General features: G+C 69.5%; 22 protein-coding genes and 1 riboswitch. Of the genes, 14 read left to right on the top strand and 8 right to left on the bottom strand.

Annotated features, from left to right (window positions below):
- Nucleotides 1-44: 44 nt before the first annotated feature.
- Complete coding sequence (locus ACWEO7_RS15065) at nucleotides 45-1,148, top strand: D-alanine--D-alanine ligase family protein (RefSeq protein ID WP_452423760.1); 1,104 nt, start codon at nucleotides 45-47, stop codon at nucleotides 1,146-1,148.
- A gap of 52 nt (nucleotides 1,149-1,200) precedes the next feature.
- Here the strand turns inward: ACWEO7_RS15065 and ACWEO7_RS15060 are convergent, their stop codons facing one another.
- Nucleotides 1,201-1,968 (bottom strand): DUF3515 domain-containing protein, encoded by a 768-nt coding sequence (locus ACWEO7_RS15060; RefSeq protein ID WP_452423758.1) that lies wholly within the window; start codon nucleotides 1,966-1,968, stop codon nucleotides 1,201-1,203.
- Nucleotides 1,969-2,120: 152 nt separating this feature from the next.
- On the opposite strand from ACWEO7_RS15060, the gene thiL reads away from it, so the two are divergent.
- From thiL to ACWEO7_RS15040, 4 genes are read left to right on the top strand one after another with little or no spacing between them, the layout of a single operon-like run.
- Nucleotides 2,121-3,287 (top strand): thiamine-phosphate kinase, encoded by a 1,167-nt coding sequence (gene thiL, locus ACWEO7_RS15055; RefSeq protein WP_452423756.1) that lies wholly within the window; start codon nucleotides 2,121-2,123, stop codon nucleotides 3,285-3,287.
- Nucleotides 3,288-3,298: 11 nt separating this feature from the next.
- Entirely contained in the window at nucleotides 3,299-3,982 is a 684-nt protein-coding gene (locus tag ACWEO7_RS15050; RefSeq protein ID WP_452423755.1) for a uracil-DNA glycosylase, read from the top strand.
- Between the two features lie 50 nt (nucleotides 3,983-4,032).
- A complete protein-coding gene (locus tag ACWEO7_RS15045; protein ID WP_450024977.1) occupies nucleotides 4,033-4,272 on the top strand; it encodes a hypothetical protein in 240 nt (79 codons plus the stop codon).
- Between the two features lie 59 nt (nucleotides 4,273-4,331).
- Nucleotides 4,332-5,195, top strand: a complete 864-nt coding sequence (locus tag ACWEO7_RS15040) for an alpha/beta fold hydrolase (RefSeq protein WP_039799587.1) — start codon at nucleotides 4,332-4,334, stop codon at nucleotides 5,193-5,195.
- 1 nt (nucleotide 5,196) lies between these two features.
- Here ACWEO7_RS15040 and ACWEO7_RS15035 read toward each other — a convergent pair whose 3' ends face one another.
- The 3 genes from ACWEO7_RS15035 to rpmB all read right to left on the bottom strand — a co-directional run bounded on the left by ACWEO7_RS15035 (nucleotide 5,197) and on the right by rpmB (nucleotide 6,881).
- Nucleotides 5,197-5,985, bottom strand: a complete 789-nt coding sequence (locus ACWEO7_RS15035) for an enoyl-CoA hydratase/isomerase family protein (RefSeq protein ID WP_452423754.1) — start codon at nucleotides 5,983-5,985, stop codon at nucleotides 5,197-5,199.
- A 75-nt stretch (nucleotides 5,986-6,060) separates the two neighbouring features.
- On the bottom strand, nucleotides 6,061-6,489 hold the full coding sequence (locus ACWEO7_RS15030) for an N-acetyltransferase family protein (protein ID WP_452423752.1): 429 nt from the start codon (nucleotides 6,487-6,489) through the stop codon (nucleotides 6,061-6,063).
- Nucleotides 6,490-6,689: 200 nt separating this feature from the next.
- A complete protein-coding gene (rpmB, locus tag ACWEO7_RS15025; protein ID WP_039799620.1) occupies nucleotides 6,690-6,881 on the bottom strand; it encodes a 50S ribosomal protein L28 in 192 nt (63 codons plus the stop codon).
- Nucleotides 6,882-7,210: 329 nt separating this feature from the next.
- On the opposite strand from rpmB, the gene ACWEO7_RS15020 reads away from it, so the two are divergent.
- Nucleotides 7,211-8,953: a DAK2 domain-containing protein gene (locus ACWEO7_RS15020; protein WP_452423785.1), complete on the top strand. Its 1,743-nt coding sequence runs from the start codon at nucleotides 7,211-7,213 to the stop codon at nucleotides 8,951-8,953.
- 2 nt (nucleotides 8,954-8,955) lie between these two features.
- The gene (gene recG / locus ACWEO7_RS15015; protein ID WP_452423750.1) at nucleotides 8,956-11,238 is read left to right on the top strand and encodes an ATP-dependent DNA helicase RecG; all 2,283 of its coding nucleotides are present in this window, start codon (nucleotides 8,956-8,958) and stop codon (nucleotides 11,236-11,238) included.
- Nucleotides 11,239-11,465: 227 nt separating this feature from the next.
- Here recG and ACWEO7_RS15010 read toward each other — a convergent pair whose 3' ends face one another.
- Nucleotides 11,466-12,887, bottom strand: coding sequence for a short-chain fatty acyl-CoA regulator family protein (locus tag ACWEO7_RS15010; RefSeq protein WP_452423749.1), 1,422 nt, complete (start codon nucleotides 12,885-12,887; stop codon nucleotides 11,466-11,468).
- A gap of 276 nt (nucleotides 12,888-13,163) precedes the next feature.
- Between ACWEO7_RS15010 and ACWEO7_RS15005 the strand changes: the two genes are divergently transcribed.
- Nucleotides 13,164-13,535: a nuclear transport factor 2 family protein gene (locus ACWEO7_RS15005; protein WP_452423747.1), complete on the top strand. Its 372-nt coding sequence runs from the start codon at nucleotides 13,164-13,166 to the stop codon at nucleotides 13,533-13,535.
- A gap of 5 nt (nucleotides 13,536-13,540) precedes the next feature.
- On the opposite strand, the gene ACWEO7_RS15000 is transcribed toward ACWEO7_RS15005, so the two are convergent.
- Both ACWEO7_RS15000 and metE read right to left on the bottom strand, forming a co-directional pair.
- Nucleotides 13,541-13,795 carry a hypothetical protein gene (locus ACWEO7_RS15000; RefSeq protein WP_364427298.1) on the bottom strand — a complete coding sequence of 85 codons (255 nt, stop codon included), beginning with the start codon at nucleotides 13,793-13,795 and terminating at the stop codon, nucleotides 13,541-13,543.
- Between the two features lie 517 nt (nucleotides 13,796-14,312).
- Entirely contained in the window at nucleotides 14,313-16,583 is a 2,271-nt protein-coding gene (gene metE, locus ACWEO7_RS14995; protein WP_452423783.1) for a 5-methyltetrahydropteroyltriglutamate--homocysteine S-methyltransferase, read from the bottom strand.
- A gap of 147 nt (nucleotides 16,584-16,730) precedes the next feature.
- A riboswitch (cobalamin riboswitch) is annotated at nucleotides 16,731-16,960 on the bottom strand.
- A 538-nt stretch (nucleotides 16,961-17,498) separates the two neighbouring features.
- Here metE and ACWEO7_RS14990 point away from each other — a divergent pair.
- Genes ACWEO7_RS14990 through coaD form a run of 3 tightly spaced genes read left to right on the top strand, consistent with a single transcriptional unit; the run spans nucleotide 17,499 to nucleotide 22,001 of the window.
- Nucleotides 17,499-20,903 (top strand): pyruvate carboxylase, encoded by a 3,405-nt coding sequence (locus tag ACWEO7_RS14990; protein WP_452423745.1) that lies wholly within the window; start codon nucleotides 17,499-17,501, stop codon nucleotides 20,901-20,903.
- Nucleotides 20,900-21,463, top strand: a complete 564-nt coding sequence (gene rsmD / locus ACWEO7_RS14985; protein ID WP_452423743.1) for a 16S rRNA (guanine(966)-N(2))-methyltransferase RsmD — start codon at nucleotides 20,900-20,902, stop codon at nucleotides 21,461-21,463. The genes ACWEO7_RS14990 and rsmD overlap by 4 nt, the downstream gene beginning before the upstream one ends.
- Nucleotides 21,464-21,515: 52 nt before the next feature.
- Nucleotides 21,516-22,001, top strand: a complete 486-nt coding sequence (gene coaD / locus ACWEO7_RS14980) for a pantetheine-phosphate adenylyltransferase (protein WP_452423742.1) — start codon at nucleotides 21,516-21,518, stop codon at nucleotides 21,999-22,001.
- Nucleotides 22,002-22,022: 21 nt separating this feature from the next.
- Here coaD and ACWEO7_RS14975 read toward each other — a convergent pair whose 3' ends face one another.
- Nucleotides 22,023-22,541 carry a GtrA family protein gene (locus tag ACWEO7_RS14975; protein ID WP_452423740.1) on the bottom strand — a complete coding sequence of 173 codons (519 nt, stop codon included), beginning with the start codon at nucleotides 22,539-22,541 and terminating at the stop codon, nucleotides 22,023-22,025.
- Nucleotides 22,542-22,922: 381 nt separating this feature from the next.
- On the opposite strand from ACWEO7_RS14975, the gene ACWEO7_RS14970 reads away from it, so the two are divergent.
- The 3 genes from ACWEO7_RS14970 (at nucleotide 22,923) to rpmF (ending at nucleotide 24,632) form a co-directional block, all read left to right on the top strand.
- Nucleotides 22,923-23,669 (top strand): DivIVA domain-containing protein, encoded by a 747-nt coding sequence (locus ACWEO7_RS14970; RefSeq protein ID WP_450019495.1) that lies wholly within the window; start codon nucleotides 22,923-22,925, stop codon nucleotides 23,667-23,669.
- Between the two features lie 97 nt (nucleotides 23,670-23,766).
- A complete protein-coding gene (locus tag ACWEO7_RS14965; RefSeq protein WP_452423782.1) occupies nucleotides 23,767-24,396 on the top strand; it encodes a YceD family protein in 630 nt (209 codons plus the stop codon).
- A 53-nt stretch (nucleotides 24,397-24,449) separates the two neighbouring features.
- Nucleotides 24,450-24,632 carry a 50S ribosomal protein L32 gene (gene rpmF, locus ACWEO7_RS14960; RefSeq protein WP_014987105.1) on the top strand — a complete coding sequence of 61 codons (183 nt, stop codon included), beginning with the start codon at nucleotides 24,450-24,452 and terminating at the stop codon, nucleotides 24,630-24,632.
- The last annotated feature ends 8 nt before the right edge of the window (nucleotides 24,633-24,640 follow it).

Below are 24,640 nucleotides of genomic sequence, written 5' to 3'. Positions count from 1 at the left end.
GGTCAGCGGTGGGGGTGCGTATCGAAACGGGTACGGTTCGGGGCATGACGAACCGGATCAGGGTGGCTGTGGTGTTCGGCGGGCGCAGTAACGAGCACGCCGTGTCCTGCGTATCGGCCGGTAGCGTGCTTCGTCACCTGGATCAGGAGAAGTACGAGGTCGTGCCGATCGGCATCACTACGGAAGGCCGCTGGGTGCTCGGCGGTTCGGAGGTGGCCGCGCTCGGCATCCACGATCGCGCACTGCCGTCGGTGGACGCCACCGGCACGGCATTGACCCTGGCCGCGGACCCGAGCCGCCCCGGGGCGCTGATCGCGCTCGACGATCCCAGCGCGGCGCTCGGCTCGGTCGATGTGGTGTTCCCGATCCTGCACGGACCGTTCGGCGAGGACGGCACCTTGCAAGGGATGCTGGAACTCGCCGGAATTCCCTACGTCGGCCCCGGCGTGCTGGCCAGCGCCGCGGGCATGGACAAGGAATTCACCAAGAAACTGCTCGCGGCGGAGGGGCTGCCGATCGGCACGCAGGTGGTGTTGCGGCCCGGCGCCGAGACGGTCACCGAGGAAGACCGGCTGCGCCTGGGCCTGCCCGTGTTCGTCAAACCGGCCCGCGGCGGCTCGTCGATCGGCATCACCCGAGTCACCGACTGGAACGAGCTGGACGCGGCCATCGCCGCGGCGCGCGCGCACGATCCGAAGATGATCGTCGAAGCGGGCATCGTCGGGCGCGAGGTGGAGTGCGGGGTCCTGGAATACCCGGACGGCCGGGTCGCGGCGAGCGTGGTGGCGGAGATCCGGATGCCGGAGACCGGCGTCACCGTCGACGGACCCGCCTTCTATGACTTCGATACGAAGTACCTCGACGACGTCTGCGAATTCGACGTTCCCGCGAAACTGGACGACGAGGTGTCCGACCAGATCCGGGAATTGGCCGTGCGCGCCTTCCGGGCTCTCGACTGCCAGGGACTGGCGCGGGTCGATTTCTTCGTCACCGAGCAGGGGCCGGTGATCAACGAGATCAACACGATGCCGGGATTCACCGCCATCTCCATGTATCCGCGCATGTGGGAGGCCACCGGCATCGACTATGCCGCACTCGTCTCCACGCTGATCGAGACCGCGCTCGTTCGCGGTACCGGGTTGCGTTAGGGCCTGCCGTCGTCGGGTGCGCCCCAGGTGATCGGCGCGCGACTACTCGGAGTCAGTTGGGCAGCGGTCCCGGGTCGATCGGCTGGGCCGGGAGGTTGGCGGTGATGGTGTCGGAGACTTCTTGCAGCGGTGTCGGACCGGAGCCGTCGGGGACGGTGAGGGCGACGTAGGTCCCACGGTCGACGGCGAACCACGTGCTCGCCTTGGCGGCCTGGTCACGGACCTCGAACCACTGCACGCCGTTCACGATCTGCAGCGGCGAGGCGCGGTTGAATTCCAGCGGTCGATCCAGCCCGCAGCGCAGCACGATCGCGTCGCCGCCGTCGGCGCGCTGCCATGCGCGGGTGGCGGGCGGAGCGGGCTCGACCAGCGTCGATTTCGTGAAATCACCCAGGTCCGCGGGCAAGGCGGGCAGCAAGGCCGCGCAGGCCGGGCCCTCCGCAGCCGGAGCCGGGACAGGGCCGAGCACCAGCGGTTCGCGCTCGACGGGCGCGCGGTGCGCGAGTACGGCGGCGACGAGCACCGCGACGACCAGCACGACCGGAAGCGCCACGGCGGTCGCGATGAGCGCGGGCGGGTACTGGTGTGCCGGGGACGACGCGGGGCGGCTGTCCGGCTCGCCGGTATCGGTATCCGCTTTCGCGCTGTCCTCGCTCTTCGACAGGGAAGGAGTGGTCCGCGCGTCCGAGTCGGCGGCTTGTGGGCGATCGGCCGCATTGTCCGTCGCCGCGGGCTCCTTCGGGGCGCTCCCGGGATCCGTGGCATCGGTGCGTTCGTGCTCGGGCTCCGCCGAATCACGGTCCGACGAATCCGCCGCCATGCTCACCGATCCTTTCTTCTCCGCGCGTCGTCGCTGCCGCGCCGCAAGGCCGTTGGTACTCGAGTGCCCCCGAAAGGGTACCGTCGGGCTCATTCCAGCAAGCAGCGCGCCGGAAAGGATCGGTCATCAGCGCCAGCAGTGCCCCGAGGACAGTGCGTGAACTGGGCGAGTTCGCGCTGATCGAGCGCATCAACGCGGGTCGCGTCCAGGCGCCGGGTGTGCTGCTCGGCCCGGGTGACGACGCGGCGCTGGTCGCGGCGCCGGACGGCCGTTTCGTGGTCACCACCGACATGCTCGTGCAGGACCGGCACTTCCGGCTGGACTGGTCCAGCCCCGAGGACGTCGGCCGCAAGGCGATCGCGCAGAACGCCGCCGACGTGGTCGCCATGGGGGCGACGCCGACCGCGTTCGTCGTCGCGCTCGGCTGCCCGGCCGACACCCCGCTCGAGGTGATCGACGGACTCGCGGACGGCATGTGGGCCGAGGCCGCCAGGGCGGGCGCGTCCATCGCGGGCGGCGATCTGGTTCGCAGCCGCGAACTGGTCGTCTCCGTCACCGCCTTCGGTGATCCGGGCCGCGGCGCGCCGGTCACTCGAGCGGGCGCCCGCGTGGGCGATGTCGTCGCGGTGGCGGGCCGCCTCGGCTGGTCGGCCGCGGGACTGGCCGCCTTCACCGCCGGAGCGACCGGACCGGAGGTCGCGGAAGCGCTTGCCGCCCATCGCGTTCCGCAGCCGCCGTACGCGCTCGTGTTGGACGCGCTTGGGCGCGGGCGGCGCGGAGGATCGAATCCGTCTGAGGCGCAGCCCGTCTCGTCCCGAACCGATACCACATCCGAGGTAACTGCCGGAGATGCCGCGACCGCACGCCTCGATTCGGGAGCGCCTGGCTCCTCCGGGACCTCGGCTACCGAGTCGTCCGCACCGGTCACGCTCGACGAGGACTTCGGGACCGGAGCGCCCGGCATCGGCCTGCACGCGCTGACCGACGTGTCCGACGGACTGCTCGCGGATCTGGGGCACATCGCGTCGGCCTCGGGCGTGGCCATCGATCTGGATTCGGCGGCCCTGCGCGACCCCGCGCTGGAACCGATCGCCGCACGGCTGGATGCCGATGCGGCGCAATGGATCCTGACCGGCGGAGAGGACCATGCCTTCGCGGGCACCTGGGCGCCGGACGGGGCGCTTCCCCCTGGATGGGTCGCGATCGGGCGGGTTCTGGCCGGTCGCGGGCTTACCGTCGACGGTGTGGCGCAGACCGGCGACGGCGGGTGGGAATCGTTCCGTGGGGCGGACTCGTCATCCGACGGCCGACCACGCTAAGTTGTGCGGTCATGGGCGCGAAACCACTGTCGGAAATCATGGATCCGGGATGGGCAAAGGCACTCGAGCCGGTGGCGGATCGGATTACCGCCATGGGCGATTTCCTTCGTGCCGAGAACGCGGAAGGCCGTGGCTACCTACCGTCCGGTGACAACGTTCTGCGAGCCTTCCAGCGTCCGTTCGACGCGGTGCGCGTGCTGGTCGTCGGCCAGGATCCGTATCCGACGCCCGGTCACCCGATGGGGCTGAGTTTCTCTGTGGCGCCGGATGTTTCGCCGATCCCGCGCAGCCTGTCCAATATCTTCGCCGAATACAGCAAGGATCTCGGTCACCCGACGCCGTCCTGTGGCGATCTGAGCCCGTGGTCGGACCAGGGTGTGCTGATGTTGAACCGAGTGCTCACCGTGTCGCCCGGCAAGCCTGCCTCGCACCGCGGCAAGGGGTGGGAGGCGGTCACCGAGCAGGCGATCCGCGCCTTGGTCGCCAGGGACGAGCCGTTGGTCGCGATCCTGTGGGGCCGCGACGCGGCGACGCTCAAGCCGTTGCTGACCGAGTCCGAGGTGCCCTACATCGAGTCCGCGCATCCGTCGCCGCTGTCGGCGTCTCGTGGGTTCTTCGGTTCCCGCCCCTTCTCGCGAGTGAACGAACTACTCGACGAACTGGGGGCCGAACCGGTTGACTGGCGCCTGCCCTGAGTCGGGCGTCTGTGTGTGATCGACCGAGTTAACGAGTGAGGAGCTGTTCCATGCACAACAACACCGTCCGCGGGGCGCTGCGCGGCACCACCGCGACCCTGGCCTTCTGTGCCGCTCTCAGCAGCGGCGCAGCCGTCGCGAGTGCGGCTCCGCTGCGACTCGAGCCCGCCACGGAGTCCACGACGGCTCCGGTAGCCGAGGAATACACCTCCAGCGGCTCGTCCACCATCTCCGCGTCGGTGAACGCCAAGGTCGCGTGCCTGTTCTTCGTGGGCAATCTCGGCTGCTGAACCCTCGAAACGCCGGGTTCGCGCCAGCGCGTCCCGGCGTTTGTGCGATCCTACGGATCGTGAGTAATGCGAACTATCTTCTCGAACCGTCCCGGCTACGGCTGCGCGGTTCGGGCGGAATCGAGCTGGCCGCCGATCAGTTCGGCCCGGTCGACGGCCCGCTCGTCGTCTTCCTGCACGGTGGCGGGCAAACCCGCCATTCGTGGAAGAAGACCGGCGCCCGGCTCGGCGCGTCGGGAATGCGGGTGGTCACGGTGGACGCCCGCGGCCACGGCGACAGCGAGTGGGCGCCGGATCGCGACTATCGGCGCCAGACCATGGTGGACGACCTGCTGCTTGTGCTCGAACAGCTGGGCGAGCCCGCGGTGGTCGTCGGGGCCAGCATGGGGGGAATCACCGGTCTGCTCGCCACAGCGCGGCCCGGCGGGGAGGCGATCAGCGCCTTGGTGCTCGTCGACATCGTGACCCGGCCCGAGCCGGAAGGCGTCGCCCGGGTGATCGACTTCCTCGGCAAGCATCGCGACGGCTTCGACAGCCTCGAACAGGCCGCCGACGCGGTCGCCGAATACCTGCCGCACCGCCCGCGGCCGAAGAGCCCCGAGGGACTGCTGCGCAATCTGCGTGAGCGCGACGGCCGCTGGTACTGGCACTGGGATCCGGACATGCTCAGTGATCGAGTCGAGGACCCGTCCGCGATGATCGAGCCGATGGAGGACGCGGCGCGGGCGCTGCGCATCCCGGTGCTGCTGGTGCGCGGCATGCGCTCGGACGTGGTGAGCGCCGAAGGAGCCGAAGCGTTCCAGCGGCTGGTGCCGCACGCCCAGCTGGTGGAGATCGGCGGCGCGGCGCACACCGCGGCCGGTGACGACAACGACTCGTTCACCGACGCGGTGGCGAAATTCGTGCTCTCCACCCGCGAGTGATTCAGGCGAGTCCGGCGTAGTCGGGTTTGCGCTTCGCTACGAACGCGTCGACGCCCTCGCGCCCGGCGGCGGAGCCCGCGGCAGCGGCGATCCCGTCGCGCTCGCTGTCGAGCTGATCGCTCAGCGTCGCGGTGCCCGACTGCCGCAACAGCGATTTGATGCTCGCGTGGGTAGAACGCGGTCCCGTGGCCAGGGTGCGCGCCAGGCGCTGCGCCTCCGCGGCGATCTCGCCGTCGGGAACCAGCCTGCTCAGTACGCCGAGGCGCACTGCCTCGTCGGCGTCGAGGACGGCGTCGGTGAGCAAGATTTCGCGCGCCCGCCCCTGCCCCACGATGCGCGGCAGCGTCCAGGACATGCCCCCGTCGGGGCTCAGTCCGATGCCGGGATAGGCCGGGCGCAGTTTGGTGCCGGGCCCGCCGAGGGCTATATCGGCCAGGCAGACCAGGCTCATGCCCGCGCCCGCAGCCCAGCCCTGCACCGCGGCGACCACCGGCACAGTGGTCGCGTCCAGCGCGCGGACGAACTCGTGCAGATCGGTGGCCAGACCGTGGATGTGCGCGGAGCGGTCCTGCGCCGCGGCGAAGCCGCGCACGTCGCCACCCGCGCAGAAGTTCGCGCCGGTGCCGCGCAGCAGCACCGCGCCCACCTCGGACCCGAGCGAACCCAGTGCGGCGGTGCCCGCGTTGATGCCGGCGAAGTCCATGGACGTGCCGTTGGCGGAGGTGGCGATGGTGATCTGGAGGACGCCGTCGACGGTCGTCACGTAGCCGGTCTGCTCGCTGGTGGTCATGATCTGCACCTTAACGGGCGCGGCCGAACAGTCCCCGCTAGTCCGCGTGCAACCGGGACGAGGACGGAAGTACCTCTAGGGGCCGTCTTCCGACACCGACTCGGCGTGCATCGTCGGCGTGCGCACCATGCGCACCTCGATCGCGGCGGTGAACGGTTCGACCTTGCGCGTGCCGTCGAGCACGAACCCATGCCGCCGGTAGAACGCCTGGGCGCGCGCATTCTGCTCGAACACCCACAGCGAGCACGGAGCCGCCGGGTCGAGCGCGGCGCGGATCAGATCGTCGGCGACCCCGCTGCCGTGCCAGGAGGAACGCGCGTAGAGCGCGTGCAGTTCGATCGGGGTCACCGCGTCGGAGTAGTCGGGCGGGCCCGCACTGGAGAATCCGATCACCACGTCATCGACGATCGCGACGTGCGTGCGGCCCGGATAGCGCACCCGGTCGCGCTCCCACTGCTCGGCCCGTCGTCCGATATCGAAGGCGTCGAGCACGTGTGCGGGCACCAGCCCCCGGTACGCCTCGCGCCAGCAGGCGATGTGGCATTCGGCGAGGCTGTAGACGTACTCGGCCGGTCAGCGGCTGGACCCGCCACGGACGCTCGGTCACGGCGGCCATGCGCGGCCCGCACTCATGACAACGCCCCGGACCACCCGATACGGGTGCCGGGGCGTGTACCGACGATGCCGGTCAGCCGGAGGGCGGATCAGCCGCGGGCGACCTTGCCCGCCTTCAGGCAAGAGGTGCACACGTTCATCCGGCGGGTGTTTCCCGGGGCGACCTGCGCGCGAACGGTCTGGATGTTCGGGTTCCAACGACGGTTGGTGCGCCGGTGCGAGTGCGAGACCGACTTCCCGAAGCCGGGGCCCTTGGCGCAGACGTCGCAGACGGCAGCCATAGTCGCGAACTCCTTCATGTCAATGGTGGGGACCGCCGCTTTCGCGGTGCGGCGCATCCTCGTGCAATGTCAAGTGCCCCGTCGGCGGAGAGCCGACCAGCGCAGACCGGTGGCGGCCGCGCGAGGCAACCCTGCAAGGGTAGCTGTGCTGCCTTCGATCCACCAAACCGGTCCCCGTGAACGAGTGCCGGATCGGTCGCCGGGCATATCCATTCTAATGACGCGGTCTTACCGGTCGCATGTCGGGACCGCCCGCTAACCTGGCGGGCGGTGGTGGTGCGCAGGTGGCGGAAGGGAGTGAGGTGACGGTTTCCGGAGCGCGAGACGTGATGGACGGCACGGCATTGTTGCGCTGGGGCCGTACCTGTCTCGCCGGCCTGGAGCATCGGCGCGAGGAGATCAACGCGCTCAATGTGTTCCCTGTCCCGGACGCGGATACCGGCACCAATCTGCTGGCCACGATGCGTGCCGCGGTGGAGGCGGGGGAGGCGGCCGCGCGGTCGGACGGGAGCGCCGCCCGCGCCGTCGCCGTCGCGATGGCGCACGGCGCGACGGTCGGCGCCCGCGGCAATTCCGGGATCATCCTGTCCCAGGTACTGCGCGGCGTCGCGGACACCGTGCACGGCGGTCCGTTCACGGCCGACAGCCTGCGCGCCGCGCTGGCCAGGGCCTCCGAACTGGTCCGCGAGGCACTGAGCGTGCCGATCGAAGGGACGATCCTCACCGTGCTGGACTGCGCGACCGCGGCGGCCGCGGCATGCCCCGACCAGGAATTGGCGGATGTGGCACTCGCGGCGGCCGACGGCGCGGCCAAAGCGCTCGGCGACACCCCGTTCCAATTGGGCGTGCTGCGTCGGGCCGGTGTCGTCGACGCGGGAGCCCGAGGGTTGGTCGTGCTGCTGGACAGCTTGGTCGCCGTGACCCGAGGCGAGGCGCCGGCGCGGCCGGAGTACCCGCGGCCCGCGGCGGCCGACCGTTCGGCGCCCGCCCGCGAGGCCGAACCGCAGTACGAGGTGATGTATTTGCTGGCCGACTCCGACGAGCGGAAAGTGGCCGCGTTGCGCGCCCGTCTCGGCGAACTCGGCGACTCGGTCGTCGTCGTCGGCGATGGAAGCGGCTCCTGGTCGGCGCACGTGCACTGCGCCGATGCTGGTGCGGCGGTGGAAGCGGGCGTGGCCGCGGGCATGCTCAGCCGGATCCGCGTCGAGAACGTCGCTTTCGCTTCGCACGGGGACATATCCGACGTGTCGAGCGGCCTCGGCGCGGCTGATCGCGCCACGCGCGCGAATCCCGGCGAACTGTCCGATGGCGATGCGTCCCGGACCGGGCCCGCCCGAGTCGAAGGCATCGCGGGATCGGCTCCGCCCGCCGATTCGACCCAGGTGGTGGCCGGTGCGCTCGGCCCGAGCGTAGCTCCGGCCGATCGCGGGATTCTGGCGGTGGTCGCGGGTGCGGGCGCGGCGACACTGTTCGAGGACGCGGGCGCCGTGGTGCTGGCAGGCGAGCCCGTCACCGCGGCCGCTCTGCTGGCCGCGATCCGGCGTATGCCGAACCGAGAGGTACTGGTGCTGCCCAACGGCGCGCTGCCGGCGCATGAGTTGGTCGCCGTCGGTGTCGCCGCGCGTGACGCCCACCGGGACGTGCTGCTGTTGCCGAGCGGGTCGATGGTGCAGGGACTGGCGGCCTTGGCCGTGCACGACCGCGGGCGGATCGCGGTGGACGACGCTTTCGCCATGTCCGAGGCGGCCGCCACCACGCGCTGGGGGTCGCTGCGCGCGGCGACCGAGCGCGCGCTCACCATGGTCGGCACCTGCGAACCGGGCGATGGACTCGGTCTGGCCGGGCACGACGTCGTCGTGATCGAGCGCGATGTGCGCGCCGCCGGGCGGACGCTGCTGGACCGGCTGCTCGCCTTCGGCGGCGAGCTGGTCACCCTGCTGATGGGCGCGGCGGCGCCGGAGGGCCTCGGCGACGAACTGGCGGCGCATATCGCGCAGAACTTTCCCGGCGTCGAGGTGATCGTGTATTCCGGTGGGCAGCAGGGCGATTCGGTGCAGATCGGAGTGGAGTAGGCATGGCGGCACTGAGTGATCGGCTCGACCACATCCTCGGCGCGAAGGCAGCGGACTCGCTCGCGGACGCTTTCGACATGCGGACCGTCGAGGATCTGCTGCGGCACTACCCCCTGCGATACGCGACGCAGGGGCAGCCGCTCACCGAGGAAGCGCCGGAAGACGGTTCGCACATCACCGTCATCGGCCGGATCACGAAGGCCGAGCTGCGGCCGATGCGCAACCGCCGCGGTTCGCTGCTGAAGGTGGTGCTCGACACCGGCTCCGGGCGCGGCGTGGACGTCACCTTCTTCAACGGCGACAAGGTGAAGTACGTGGTCCGCGAAGGGCTGCGCGCGATGATGTCGGGCACGGTGAACTACTGGCGTCCCGGCCAGTGGAACCTCAGCCATCCCGGCTACTTGATCCTGCCGGAAACCGAGGGCGATGACGACTCGGTCGGCGCGCTGACCAGGGTGCGCGGCGGCGGAGACCTGCGCGGCCTCGCGGAGAGCGCGAAAGGCGCGGGGGGAGTGGACACCTCGTTCATGGAACGCGAGTTCATCCCGGTCTACCCGGCGACCGCGAAGGTGCAGAGCTGGGACGTGCTCGCCTGCGTGCGTCAGGTGCTCGACCAGCTCGATCCCCTCGACGATCCCGTACCGGAAGACGTGCGCGCCGAACGCGCGCTGCCGAACCTGTCCGACGCGCTGCGCCTGATCCACCTGCCCGAACGCAAGGACGACATCGATCGAGCCAAGGACCGGCTGCGTTTCGACGAGGCGCTGGCCTTGCAATTGGTCCTTGCCGAGCGCAGGCACGAGGTGTCCGGGCGCCGGGCGCGCGCTTGTGCTCCCCGGCCGGACGGTATCGCCGCGGCGTTCGAGCAGCGACTTCCGTTCGAACTCACCGCGGGGCAGCAGCAGGTCGTCGCGGAGATCTCCGCCGACCTGGCCCGCGAGCAGCCGATGCACCGGTTGCTGCAAGGCGAGGTGGGCTCCGGCAAGACGATCGTCGCCCTGCACGCCATGCTGCAGGTGGTGGACGCGGGACTGCAGTGCGCGCTGCTCGCCCCGACGGAGGTGCTCGCCGCGCAGCACTATCGGTCGCTGCGCGCCATGCTCGGTGACCTGGGTGCCGCGGGCGAGCTGGGCGCGGCCGACCACGCCACCCGAGTGGTGCTGGTGACCGGGTCGATGTCGGCGTCGGCCAAGAAGGCCGCGTTGCTGGAAGCGGTGACCGGTGAGGCGGGCATCGTGATCGGCACGCACGCGCTGATCCAGGACAACGTCGAGTTCTTCGACCTCGGCATGGTGGTGGTCGACGAGCAGCATCGCTTCGGTGTCGAGCAGCGGGATGCCCTGCGCGCCAAGGCGAAAGCGGGCGCCAGTCCGCATCTGCTGGTGATGACCGCGACCCCGATTCCGCGCACCATCGCCATGACCACGCTCGGCGATCTGGAGACCTCCACGCTGACCGAACTGCCGAGAGGCCGCTCGCCGATCGTCTCCAGGGTGGTGCCGCGCAGGCAGCACCCGAACTGGGTGGATCGCGCCTGGGAGCGGATCGTGGAGGAGGTCGCCGCCGGACGCCAGGCGTACGTGGTGTGTTCGCGCATCGGCGACGACGAGGAGGCCGCGGGCAAATCCCGCCGCGGGCGGGCGAAGAACGGCGACGGCGAGAAGGACGGCCCGACCACCCAGGCCGTGCTGGACGTGTTCGAGACGCTGCGCGCGGGCCCGCTGTCCGGCGTGCGGGTCGGCTTGCTGCACGGCAGACTGCCCGCCGACGAAAAAGACCAGGTGATGCGGGCGTTCAACGACGGATCGGTGGACGTTCTGGTGTGCACCACCGTGGTCGAGGTCGGCGTGGACGTGCCCAACGCGACGGTGATGGTGATCGTCGACGCCGATCGGTTCGGCGTCAGCCAATTGCATCAGCTGCGCGGCCGGATCGGGCGGGGCGAGCACCCCGGTTTGTGCCTGCTGATCACGGATGCCGCGCCGGGCGGGTCGGCCATGGCGCGTCTGGACGCGGTCGCCGCCACCACCGACGGCTTCGAACTCGCGGTGCTCGATCTGCGGACCCGGCGCGAGGGCGACGTGCTGGGCGCCGCCCAATCCGGCACCGCCCGCTCGCTGCGCCTGCTGTCACTGCTGGACGATCTCGAGGTGATCACCGCGGCGCAGGAATTCGCCCGCGCGGTGGTGGCGTCCGACCCGGGGCTGCGCGGGCATCCCGGGCTGGCGGGGATGATGCACGCGGCGGTGGACTCCGAGCGGCTGGAGTACCTGGCCAAGTCTTGACCGCACCGGCGGTGTGGATGGTAGACGTCGGACTCCGGGCTCGGAGGCCACGTCGCCGTTCGCGCACAGTGGCGGGCGGCCGAGAAGATCGGTGCTGAACGGCGACCCGGCCGCGCTGATCTCCTCGGCGGCCGCGCCGTGCACGGTGGTCGTGCTCGAGATCGACGCAGCGACTCCGGGCGGTCCGCGCCGCGCCGACCCGCACGAGCTCGCCGGAAGGGGAGTCGTCAGCGCCCGAGCCGCGGGTAGGGCAGGTCGGTGCTGGTGTGTTCGGCGACCGCCAACGGGCTGCCTATGTGCGGGAAGGCGCGCTGCGGACACGCGGGACGCTCGCACACTTTGCAGCCCGCGCCGATCGGAACCGAGGCCGCCGGGTCGTCCAGCTGCAACCCGGCCGAGTACACCAAGCGGTCGGCGTATTCGATATCGCAGCCGAGGCCGACGGCGAAGTTCTTCGCCGCGGTGCCGAACCCGTGTGGCGCGATCGCCGCGGTGCGCGCGATCCATAGATATCGGCGGCCGTCGGGCATCTCGGCCACTTGGGTCAGGATCCGGCCGGGATGGGAGAAGGCCTCGTGCACCACCCAGAGCGGGCAACTGCCACCGACCCGGGAGAAGTGGAAAGCGGTGGCGGACTGACGTTTGGAGATGTTGCCCGCCCGGTCGGTGCGGACGAAGAAGAACGGAACGCCACGCTGGCCCTGCCGTTGCAGGGTGCTGAGCCGATGGCAGACGGTCTCGAACCCGACCTCGAAACGCAGGCCGAGCAGGTCGATGTCGTAGCGGAGTTCCTCGGCCGAGCGCAGGAACCGGCTGTAGGGCAGCACCAGCGCGCCAGCGAAGTAATTGGCCAGCCCGATCCGCGCCAGCGTGCGGGATTCGCCGCTGAGCGACGGGCTCTCGGCCAGCACGGCATCCAGCTCGGCCCCGTACAGCAGGAGGCCGAGCGTGGTGGCGATCTGAAAGGCGCGCTGGCCCGGCCGCAATCGGCGAGCGAGCGTGAGCGTGCGGGTCTCGGTGTCGTAGTGGCGTTTGGGGACGGTGGGGTCGGCGCCGTCGCCGCGCACCAGAACGGTGACGCCGGCGCGTTCCTCGGCGATGCGGGCGAGCTGGCGATCGAGCGAGCCGATGGTCAGCCCGGAATTCTCGAACAGTTGCTCGGCGGCGACGTCGAGTTGCGGAATGTGATTGTGGTGGTCGTAGAAGAAGTCGCGTACGTCCTCGTAGGGCATGGGCACGCCGGGCGCGCCCGCGGGCGCGGACACCCGCGCGGACAGCAGGTCGAGCTGATCGGTGGCGGCGCGTAGGCGGCGATGCATGGCGACGACGATCCTGGCGACTTCCGGTTGGCGGGTCGCCAGCTCCTCCACCTCGGTCAGCGGCGCTGTGTGCCCGCCCGCGGCGTCGACCAGCACTTCGTGTAGATCCGATACGAGCCGCGCGTCGGAATCGGCGGCGAAGAACTGGACGTCCAGGTCGAAGGTGGAATTCAATTTCAGCAGTACGGGAATGGTGAGTGGGCGCTGGTCGCGCTCGAGCTGATTGAGGTAGCTCGGCGACAGATCCAGCGATTTCGCCAGAGCCGCCTGAGTCATCCTCCGCTCTTCACGCAACCGCCGAAGCCGGGCGCCCGCATACATCTTGCGCACGTGCACGATGGTAGCTGCGATTATTCGCAATCATCGCAATAACGCGCGCTATTACCCATAAAGATGTGCTTTTGCGAGGTGTCCAGCAATGTATTCGATCTGCGTAGCGTGCGAAGAGAGGTTTGCCACCGTGTCGTCGCGAACGCGTGAAATTCGCCGTTGCCCGCGGCCTGGAGCGAACCCGATGCGGAAGTCCCTGGCGCCCTTCCGTGCCGAGCAATTGCTTGGTTGAATCGAGGGGTCCGTTTCCCCCGGTGCCAGGAAGTGAGCAGACGAATGCCCGATCCCGACGAGCTCGTGCGTGCGATGTGCCGAAGCTGGTCCGACCCCGATCCGGATCGGATCAGCGCGTACTTCGCCGAGGACGCCGTCTACTACAACATTCCGATGGAGCCCATCGTCGGCCGCGCCGCCATTCGCGACTTCATCGCGGGTTTCCTGACCACCTTCGACGCCATCGATTTCGACATCCACCACCAGATCGCCTCCGGCAACGTGGTGATGAACGAGCGCACCGACACCCTCCGCTCCGCTGGACGTGAGACTCCGCTCCCGGTCATGGGTTTCTTCGAAGTCGCCGACGGCGCCATCACCACGTGGCGTGACTACTTCGACATGGCCGCCATCAACCGCGCCTTCGGACTGTAAGGGCCTCAGCCGAACAGATCGTTCTCGGATTCGGCTGTGGCGGCCTTGCGCGTCCAGGATTCGAGCCGGTCGAGATCGGTGCACCCGGTGATCTCGGCTCGGGTCTTCTGCCCGACGACGATCCCGCGCGCTTCCAGTACAAGGAGAAGGGCCCGCACCGCTTCTTCGGTCCGCCCCTCGGTCCGTCCCTCGTCGCGTCCTTGCGCCACGTACTTGCGGGCGAAGTCGCTCTGGTACTCGTACTTGAAGGTCGACGTCATGAGTTCCTCCAGTCGCCCGCTCGTCATCGGTGCTCTGCAATCCGGCGAGAAGTGCCTCGAACACACGATCGGCCTCCGGTCCGTCCGCGTGTGCGAGCGTGGAGAGGACGGCTCGTTCCGGTAGCGCCCGAGCTTCGTCGAGATCGGTGACTGCCAATGAAAGCTACATGGGCGCAATGACATTCGGATTTGTGAAGTGAACTTTCGTATCGTATGGAACCGAACCGAGCATCGCTGCGTCGAAAGTAGGCAAGAGGGGAAGACGGTGTCGTAGTCGACTAGTGAGGAGGGGTAGCCGATGGAGCGTTGTTCCGGGTGTCATACGGCGTGGCGACGAGGAATGCGGGCGCGGGCGCGGGAGTTGCCGGTCACGCGGCGGGAAGAACCGTGTGACCGGTACACCCTACGGCGGCGGCAGCCGCCTCGGCCGGAGCCCGAATCCGGCTGAGGCCGAGGTTGATCCGGTGCCCCCCTCGGCAGGTGAAGGGGGCGCCGGATCAACGATCTACGGGTGGGGTTACCGCACGGCCGCCGCTGCCGCGACCATGTTGCGGAGCGAGGCTTCCACCTCGGTGCGTCCCCTGGTCTTCAATCCGCAGTCGGGATTCACCCATAGACGTTCGACCGGAACGGCTTTCAACGCCGCGCGCAGCGATGTGATGATCTCGTCCACGCTGGGCACCCGCGGGGAGTGGATGTCGTACACGCCGGGGCCGACGCCGAGGTCGAATCCCGCCGCGTTGAGATCATCGAGCACCTCCATGCGTGAGCGCGCCGCCTCGATGGACGTGACATCGGCGTCCAGCCCGGCGATCGCGTCGATCACCTCGCCGAACTCGGAGTAGCACAGATGCGTGTGGATCTGCGTCGCGTCGGACACCCCGGAGGTCGCGAGCCGGAACGATCGCACCGACCATTCCAGGTACCCGGGCTGATCGGCCGCGCGTAGCGGAAGCAGTTCCCGCAAGGCGGGCTCGTCGACCTGGATGATCCGGATGCCCGCCGACTCCAGATCCACGGTCTCCTCCCGGATCGCCAGCGCCACCTGGCGGGCGGACTCGCCCAACGGCTGGTCGTCGCGGACGAACGACCACGCCAGAATGGTCACCGGGCCGGTCAGCATGCCCTTCACCGGCTTGTCGGTGAGCGACTGCGCGTAGCCGATCCACTCGACGGTCATCGGCTCCCGCCGCGCGACGTCCCCGAACAGGATCGGCGGCCGCACGCAGCGCGTCCCGTAGGACTGCACCCACCCGTGCTCGGTCGCCGCGAACCCGTCGAGTTGCTCGGCGAAGTACTGCACCATGTCGTTGCGTTCCGGCTCGCCGTGCACCAGCACGTCCAACCCCAGCTCCTCCTGGAGCGCGATGACGTCCGCGATCTCCTCGCGCATCCGGCGTACGTACTCCGCCCGATCGATCTCGCCCTTGCGCAGCGCGGCGCGCGCCAGCCGGATGGCCGAGGTCTGTGGGTAGGAACCGATCGTCGTGGTCGGCAGCGCGGGCAACCGCAGACGATCCCGTTGCAGTTCCCGGCGTTGTTCGGCGGGCGCGCGGCGGTCGGCGTCGGGCCCGAGCGCGGCGAGCGCGGCTCGCACGCGCGGATCGTTCAGCCGCGGATCCGACCACCGCGACGCCAGCGCCGCCCGCACCTCGGCCAACTCGGCGGCGATCGCCTCCGTGCCCTGGCTCAGCCCGGTGGCGAGCAGGCGCACCTCGGCCACCTTCTCCGCACCGAACGCCAGCCAGGACCGCAGCCGCTCGTCCAACCCGGTTTCCGCGGCCAGCGTGTACGGCACGTGCAGCAGCGAGCAGGAACTCGAAACCGCCACGTGCGCAACGGATCCCAGCAACGTACCGAGGGTGGCCACCGCGCGGTCCAGATCGGTGCGCCACACATTGCGGCCGTCGACGATCCCCGCGACGAGCAGTTTGCCGGCCAGCGCGGGCACGGCGGCCACCGCGGCGACGTCGGCGCCGGCCGTGAAATCGAGGGAGACCCCCTCTATTCCGGTGCTCGCCAGCGCCGTCAGAGCGGCATCCGGTTGCCCGAAGTAGGTCGCGACGAGGATCGCGGGGCGCTCGGCGGCGTCGGCGAGTTCCTCGTAGGTGACCTGCACCAGGTCGATTTCCTCCGCCGTGAGGTCGGTGACCAGCACCGGCTCATCGATCTGCACCCATCCGGCGCCGGCGAGGGCGAGCCTGCGCAGCAGTTCCCGATACAGCGGCAGCAGCTCGATCAGCCGGGCGAGCGCCGAGCCACCGGTCGCCTTCGCCAGTTTGAGGAAGGTGATCGGCCCGAGCACCACCGGCCGCGCGGGCACGCCCAGCTCGAGTGCTTCCCGCAGTTGCGCGAGCAGCTTCTCCGGGTGCAGCGAGAAGGCGGTCTCCGGCCCGATTTCCGGCACCAGGTAGTGGTAGTTGGTGTCGAACCACTTGGTCATCTCCAAGGGCTCGACCGTGTCGGTGCCGCGCGCGGCGGCGAAATACCGTTCCAGCGGGTCCGTGATCCCGGCGACCCGGGGCGGCAGTGCGCCCAGCAACTCGGCGGTGTCGAGCATCTGGTCGTAGTAGGAGAACGTGCCGACCGGAACGGAGTCCAGGCCCGCGGCCCGTAGTTCGGCGAATTGGGCCTGCCGGAGGTCGCGCGCAACGGCGTGCAATTGGTCGGCGTCGATCTTGCCCGCCCAATAGGCTTCGGTGGCCCGCTTCAGTTCGCGCCGCGGCCCCACTCGTGGAAGCCCGAGAACCGTCGCGGTGAACGGCTTTTGCTGTGCAACAGTCACGATGTATCTCCATTGCTGAGGACGAAAACCATCGCCATACGGGCAGGCGGAGAACCCGGTGACATGCCGGTGATGTTCCCGGCGGAGGAGCCCGACACGTCAGCTGGTGATCCGCACGCCCAGTCCACGAGGCGGTGGCCGCCGGGTACGGCGTACCCGGCACGGCTGGCAGGTCTTCGGACTCGCGGGCACCGGCCGTGCGGGCCGGCATACGCCGGAGTGCTCCCGATGGCCGACCTACTGGCCGTCGCTTCCCAAGTCGCCGAACCTTCCGGATCGCTGAACTCAGTGCCTGGTGACGGCGGTCGTTCCTGCATACCGCTGCGGGACAGTCCCGGATTCCCACCGGGTTCCCTCTCACCCGCCGTGACGTCGCCGTACGGGCGGGCTCGACTCCGTGGCGCGACGTCGGGGCTCCATCTCGTCGTGCTGCGGTGAACCAGCTGCCCACTCAGCATAGGACGCGGCCGAGCGAGCACACCGCGAGGCATCTCACACCGGCATTTGCCCGCACTGCTCATTCGTACCGATTCCGCACCTGCCTTCCGTTCCGGCTACCGGCCGGGCCGCCCATGCGGACCCGGATCTGCTCTCGACCGGCTACCAGACCGGGTCACCCGGGATTCACCTTTCCGAACTCGTCGTATGCGTGGTTCGCCTGGTCCGAGGTCGCGAACTCGTGCCAGGCGAGCGCGGCTCGATGCCGGGCCCGGCCCCCGGGGCGGCTGCTCGGCGGCCTCCGCCGCTGGACCCCCGAAACGAACCCCGGCCTCGCGACAGCACACCGATTGCTGTCGCACCGCCCATGTGTCGGCGCTGTGAACGCAACTTCGCAACGGTGCTAGTCGGTCTTGTGAAAAGGTTTGCGAAGGGGGATTCCGTGTCGGTGCGGTTCACGCGGCCGGGTACCTTGGGTCAATGTTCTCGAAAGTCTTGGTTGCCAACCGTGGCGAGATCGCCATCCGCGCCTTCCGTGCGGCCTACGAACTCGGCATCGGGACGGTCGCCGTGTTCCCCTACGAGGACCGTAATTCGGTCCATCGGTTGAAGGCGGCGGAGTCGTACCAGATCGGCGAGCCCGGCCATCCGGTGCGGGCCTACCTGTCGATCGAGGCGATCATCGAGGCGGCCAAGTCGGCGGGCGCGGACGCGATCTACCCGGGATACGGGTTCTTGTCGGAGAACCCGGATCTGGCGGCGGCGTGCGCCCGCGAGGGCATCACCTTCATCGGGCCATCGGCCGAGGTGCTCGAACTGGCGGGTAACAAGGCGCGGGCGATCGAGGCGGCCAAGGCTGCGGGACTGCCGGTGTTGCGTTCGAGCGCACCGTCGTCGGACGTGGAGGAGTTGCTGGCCGCGGCGCGGGAGCTGGAATACCCCATCTTCGTGAAGGCGGTGGCCGGCGGCGGCGGGCGCGGGATGCGCCGGGTCGCCGCGCCCGAACAGCTGCGCGAGTCGATCGAGGCGGCGTCGCGGGAGGCGGAGTCGGCGTTCGGCGACCCGACGGTGTTCCTGGAACAGGCGGTGGTGAACCCCCGCCACATCGAGGTGCAGATCCTGGCTGATCAGCACGGGAACGTGATGCACCTGTTCGAGCGGGACTGCTCGGTGCAGCGCCGCCATCAGAAGGTGATCGAGCTGGCGCCCGCACCCAATCTGGACCCCGCACTGCGAGAACGGATCTGCGCCGACGCGGTCGCCTTCGCCCGGCAGATCGGCTACTCGTGCGCGGGCACCGTGGAGTTCCTGCTCGATGAGCGTGGCAACCACGTCTTCATCGAGATGAACCCGCGCATCCAGGTGGAGCACACGGTGACCGAGGAGATCACCGACGTGGACCTGGTGCAGTCGCAGCTGCGCATCGCGGCGGGGGAGACGCTCGAGCAACTCGGTCTCAGCCAGGACGCCGTGACCATCCGGGGCGCGGCCTTGCAATGCCGGATCACCACCGAGGACCCGGCCAACGGATTCCGTCCCGACACCGGCCGGATCACCGCCTACCGCACACCCGGCGGCGCGGGCATCCGCCTGGACGGCGGTGCGAACCTGGGCGCCGAGATCGGCGCCTACTTCGACTCCATGCTGGTCAAGCTCACCTGCCGGGGCCGTGACTTCGGTACGGCGGTGGCGCGGGCGAGCCGGGCGCTGGCCGAGTTCCGGATTCGCGGCGTCGCCACGAACATTCCCTTCCTGCTGGCGGTGCTGGACGATCCGGACTTCAAGGCGGGCCGGGTCACCACCTCGTTCATCGACGAGCGTCCGCAGCTGCTGACCCTGCGCCGGTCCGCGGACCGCGGCACCAAGATCCTCGACTACCTGGCCGACGTCACGGTGAACAAGCCGCACGGCGATCGGCCGACCACGGTGTACCCGCACGACAAGTTGCCCGCGATCGATCTGAGCGTGCCGCCGCCGGACGGCTCGCGGCAGCGGCTGCTGCGGCTGGGTCCGGAGGGTTTCGCGCGGGCGTTGCGTGAGCAGAAGGCGGTCGGCGTCACCGACACCACCTTCCGCGACGCGCACCAATCGCTGCTGGCCACCCGGGTGCGCACCAACGGTCTGCTGGGCGTGGCGGGGCATGTGGCGCGATTGACTCCGGAGTTGCTGTCGATCGAGGCGTGGGGCGGAGCGACCTACGACGTGGGGCTGCGGTTCCTGTACGAGGACCCGTGGGAGCGGCTGGCGGCCTTGCGTGAGGCGATCCCCAACATCTGCTTGCAGATGCTGCTGCGCGGCCGCAACACCGTCGGCTACACCCCGTATCCGGAGGCGGTGACCCGCGCGTTCGTCTCGGAGGCGACCGCCACGGGTATCGACATCTTCCGTATCTTCGACGCGCTCAACAATGTCGACCAGATGCGTCCGGCCATCGATGCGGTCCGCGAGACCGGTACCGCGATCGCGGAGGTCGCGATCAGCTACACCGGGGATCTGTCGAATCCGGACGAGTCGCTCTACACCCTGGACTACTACCTGAAGCTGGCCGAGCAGATCGTCGACGCGGGCGCGCACGTGCTCGCGATCAAGGACATGGCGGGTCTGCTGCGCGCCCCGGCCGCGACCACGCTGGTCACCGCGTTGCGCAGCAATTTCGATCTGCCGGTGCACGTGCACACCCACGACACCCCGGGCGGGCAGCTGGCCACTTATCTTGCCGCGTGGCAGGCCGGCGCCGACGCCGTGGACGGGGCGAGCGCCGCGATGGCGGGCACCACCAGCCAGCCCGCGCTCTCGGCGATCGTCGCCGCGGCGGCGCACAGCGAGTACGACACCGGGTTGAGCCTGCAGAACGTGTGCGATCTGGAACCGTACTGGGAGGCGCTGCGGAAGGTGTACGCGCCGTTCGAGTCCGGGCTGCCCGCACCCACCGGTCGCGTCTACACCCACGAGATCCCCGGCGGGCAGTTGTCGAACCTGCGTCAGCAGGCCATCGCGCTCGGGCTGGGCGACAGGTTCGAGGAGGTGGAGGCGAAGTACGCCGCCGCCGACCGGCTGCTCGGCCGCTTGGTGAAGGTCACCCCGTCCTCGAAGGTCGTCGGTGACCTGGCGCTGGCGCTGGTCGGCACCGGTGTCGAGGTCGAGGATTTCGCCTCCGACCCGGGCCGCTACGACATCCCGGATTCGGTGATCGGTTTCCTGCGCGGGGAACTCGGCACACCGGCCGGCGGCTGGCCCGAACCGTTCCGCACCAAGGCTCTGGCCGGGCGCGGCGCGGCCAAGCCCGAGACGCCGTTGACGCCCGCGGACGAGAAGGGCCTGTCCGGCAGCTCCGAGGAGCGCCGGGCGACGTTGAACCGGTTGCTGTTCCCCGGCCCCACCGCCGAATTCCTCGCCCACCGGGAGAAGTACGGCGATACCTCCGGGTTGTCGGCCAACCAGTTCTTCTACGGGCTGCGCCGCGGCGAGGAACACCGGGTGCAGTTGGAGAAGGGCGTCACCCTGCTCATCGGTCTGGAAGCGATCTCCGAGCCCGACGAGCGCGGTATGCGCACGGTGATGTGCATCCTCAACGGGCAGCTGCGGCCGGTCTCGGTGCGGGACCGGTCGATCGCCAGCGAGATCCCCGCGGCGGAGAAAGCCGACAAGGCCAACCCCGGCCACGTCGCGGCGCCGTTCGCCGGTGTCGTCACTCTCGCGGTATCCGAAGGCGATTCGGTCGCGGCGGGCGACACCATCGGCACCATCGAGGCCATGAAGATGGAAGCCGCGATCACCGCGCCACGCGCGGGCATCGTCGGCCGCGTCGCCATCGGCTCCGTGCAGCAGGTCGAAGGCGGTGACCTGCTCATCGAACTGGCGGTGCGGGAGTCGTCCGCCGGATGACGAGGATCGTCGCGGGCGCGGCGGGCGGGCGGCGCCTCCGGGTGCCCCCGTCCGGCACCCGCCCGACCTCCGATCGCGTCCGGGAGGCGCTGTTCAGCGCGTTGGACGCCCGGTTGGACTTCGCGGGCGCGCGCGTCCTCGACTTGTACGCGGGTTCCGGCGCGCTCGGGCTGGAGGCGCTGTCGCGCGGCGCCGAGCACGCGTTGCTCGTCGAATCCGACCGGAAGGCGGCGGCCGTGGTTCGCGGCAATATCGCCGACCTCGGGCTGCCCGGCGCCGAATTGCGGGTCGCGACGGTGGCCAGTGTGCTGCAACTGGGCGGGGCGGGCGGCTTCGACGTGGTCTTCTCGGACCCGCCGTACGCGGTGGACAACGCCGCGGTGCTGGCCGACCTGAGCGCGCTGGCCGAGCGCGGTTGGCTGCGTCCAGGGGCGGTGGTCGTGCTGGAGCGTTCGGCGCGTTCGCCCGAAATAGCCTGGCCCGCAGACTTCGTCCCGGCCAAGTCGCGCCGGTACGGCGAAACCCGCATCGAGCTGGCGGAGTTCGATCCGGACGAATAGCGCGCGTGCGGCCACTCGTGCCCGGCCGCGTGCGTCCTGCTAGCGTCGCCTCATGGCAGGAGCACTGTGCCCCGGGTCGTTCGACCCCGTGACCTACGGACACCTCGACGTCTTCACCCGGGCGGCGGCCCAATTCGACGAGGTCGTCATCACCGTCATGATCAACCCGAAGAAGCAGGGCATGTTCACCGTCGACGAGCGCATCGAGATGCTGCGCGAGTCGACCGCGCACCTGGGCAACGTCCGGGCGGAGTCGTGGCAGGGGCTGCTGGTGGACTTCGCCCGCGAGCAGGGCATCACCGCCATCGTGAAGGGTCTGCGCGACGCGGGCGACTTCGGCTATGAACTGCAGATGGCGCAGATGAACAAGAAGCTCTCCGGCGTGGACACCTTTTTCATAGCCACCAACCCGTCGTTCAGCTTCCTGTCCAGCTCACTGGTCAAGGAGGTCGCCGCCTACGGCGGCGACGTCGCCGACATGCTGCCCCCCTCGGTACACAAGCGCCTCCTCGACCGCCTGGCCGAACGCAAAAGCTGACAAACGCAACCGCGAATCCGCCTAGAACACCAAACCGCGTAGGGCCAGGAAGCGCATGCCGCCGACCGCGGCGGTGATCGCCAGGATCGCGACGGCCTGGGCGGCGTCTCCGAGTCCGGGAGCCCACAGACCCAGGGCGGCCAGCCCCGCGGTGGTGACGCCGAGTCCGACCAACGCGAGCCCGCCGCCTTCCCATTGCGCGGTGAACCAGCCGACCCGTTCCGCGGCGTGGAAGGTGAGCTGACGGTGCAGCTCGTTGGCGATCACGGTGCTGACGATCGAGCCGGCGACGTTGGCGATCAGCGGTCCGACGCCATGCATGGCGAAGAACAACAGGACGTACGCGATATTGCTGGAGCCGCCGACCAGCGCGAAACGGATCAGCTGGGCGAAGGCGCGATCGCCGCGCAGGTACCGGGTGAGCCGGCCGAACCCGGTCGCCACCGAGGTCCTCGGCAGTGCCGGATAGGGGCCGACCCACGGCACGAAGAAGCTGGTGGCGCTCACTCCTCCGGGTCGCGGCAGTTCCAGTAGGGTCATCGTCTTTCCGATCGAACACAAGCCCTCGGCAGGGACAACGGCGAGAGTGCTCGCGTGCTTCCCCCGTCGACTCTTGGCAGGTTCCGTTCGTAGCGCATATTCGGCAATCGCTGACGTGTCGGCGCCTGTCAACATTCGACGGCGGGTTGTCCTTACCTCCGGTTTCCTTGTCCGCGATCCGGGGAACGCGGTAGCTGCTGAAGATCTTGGTCGACCTTCCAAGAAAATGTAACACGAAGCGGAGAGGAGATCTCCACTTGATTTTGTGGCGTGCGAGACACTGGCACGACACACCGGAAAGGGACTCGGCACGAGCCGTGACGAGGGGCACACTGGGCGTCGGCGGAGATTTCGCCGTGAGTCCGCAGGAGGGTAGTGAGCATGTATCGCGTTTTCGAAGCGCTCGATGAACTGGTCGCCATCGTCGAAGAGGCGCGCGGCATCCCCCCGACCCGCAGTTGCATCGTGCCGCGCGGCGACGTGCTGGAATTACTCGACGACGTCCGCGACGCGCTGCCCGGCGAACTCGACGACGCCCAGGACGTGCTCGACCATCGCGACAAGATCGTCTCCGATGCCAGGACCGCGGCCGAGACCGCCGTGACCGGGGCGAACGAGCAGGCCGAGCGCACCATCGGCGCGGCGCGTGAGGAAGCCGACCGCATCCTCGCCGACGCCAAGGCGCATGCCGATCGGATGGTCGCCGAGGCGAGCGCGCACGCCGATCACCTGGTGGCCTCCGCTCAGGAGGCGGCCGACCGGGTGGTGGCCGACGGCAACGCCGAATACGAGGCGGTGACCGGCCGGGCACGGGTCGAGTCGGAGCGGATGATCGATGCGGGCAAGGCCGCCTACGACCGCTCCGTCGCCGACGGGCTCGCCGAGCAGGAGCGGCTGGTCACGCAGACCGAGGTGGTGCGGGCGGCGCACGCGGAATCGGCCAGGGTGATCGACGCCGCGCACGCCGAGGCGGATCGCCTGCGCGAGGAATGCGACCACTATGTCGACTCCCGGCTCGCCGATTTCGAGGAGACGCTGACCAGCACGCTGCGCACGGTGGGGCGGGGGCGTCATCAACTGCGCAGCGGGGCGGGCGCACCCGACTACGCCACGGAATTCCGCAGGTAGCGGCCCCGGGCGCGATGGGCCGAGTTTGGGCGTGGACCGCGTGATCGCGTATTGTTGAGTGGTTGCCCGTATCCCCTCGATCGTGAGTGAGTCCGTGATGTCCGCCGGTTCCGGTTCCGCGTCGCGTCCCCGATCGGCCAAGCGCCGGTCGCCGGACGCCGCTTTCGTGCTGGACACCCGCAGCCTCGGCCGCAGGCCGGGGACCATGCGCGAACTGCGCCGCACCGTCACCACCGAGCAGCGGATCGGTCTGGATCTGATCGGCGTTCCCGTGGGCGCGCGGTTGGAGTTCGATCTGCAGCTGCAGGCGGTGTCCGAGGGAGTGCTGGTCACCGGGACGGTCGAGGCGCCGATCGAAGGCGAGTGCTCGCGCTGCCTGGAGCCGTTCACCGACGCGGTCACCCTGCGGCTCACCGAGCTGTTCGCCTATCCGGACAGCACCACCGAGCAGACCACCGAGGACGACGAGATCTATCGCATGGACGACGACCTCATCGATCTGGAACCGGTGGTGATCGACGCCGTCGGGCTGGAGTTGCCGCTGCAACCGCTGTGCACCCCGGATTGCGCGGGACTGTGCCCGGAATGCGGCGTACGGATGGCGATTGCGGGATCCGACCACCGGCATGAGATACTTGACCCTCGCTGGGCCGGACTGGCTGGATTCGCCTCCGAATCGCCCGGCAGCGGCAGCCCCGACGAGGGTGCGGCCGACCGAGACCACTGAGCAAGACCGATCAGCCGAACCGGCAGAGCAATTCAGACAGAGGAGAAGTAGTCGTGGCCGTTCCCAAGCGCCGGATGTCCCGTTCCAACACCAGGTCGCGGCGCAGCCAGTGGAAGGCCACCGCGCCGACCCTGATCACCTGCCCGAACCGCGCCTGCGGCGAGAAGACCCTGCCGCACATCGCCTGCCCGTCCTGCGGCACCTACAAGGGCCGCCAGGTCACGGCGGCGGTCTGATCGTCCGA

This window comes from Nocardia sp. NPDC004260 (assembly GCF_053603155.1).
Note: the sequence above shows the minus strand (reverse complement) of the source record. Positions and strands in the feature narration are given on the sequence as shown.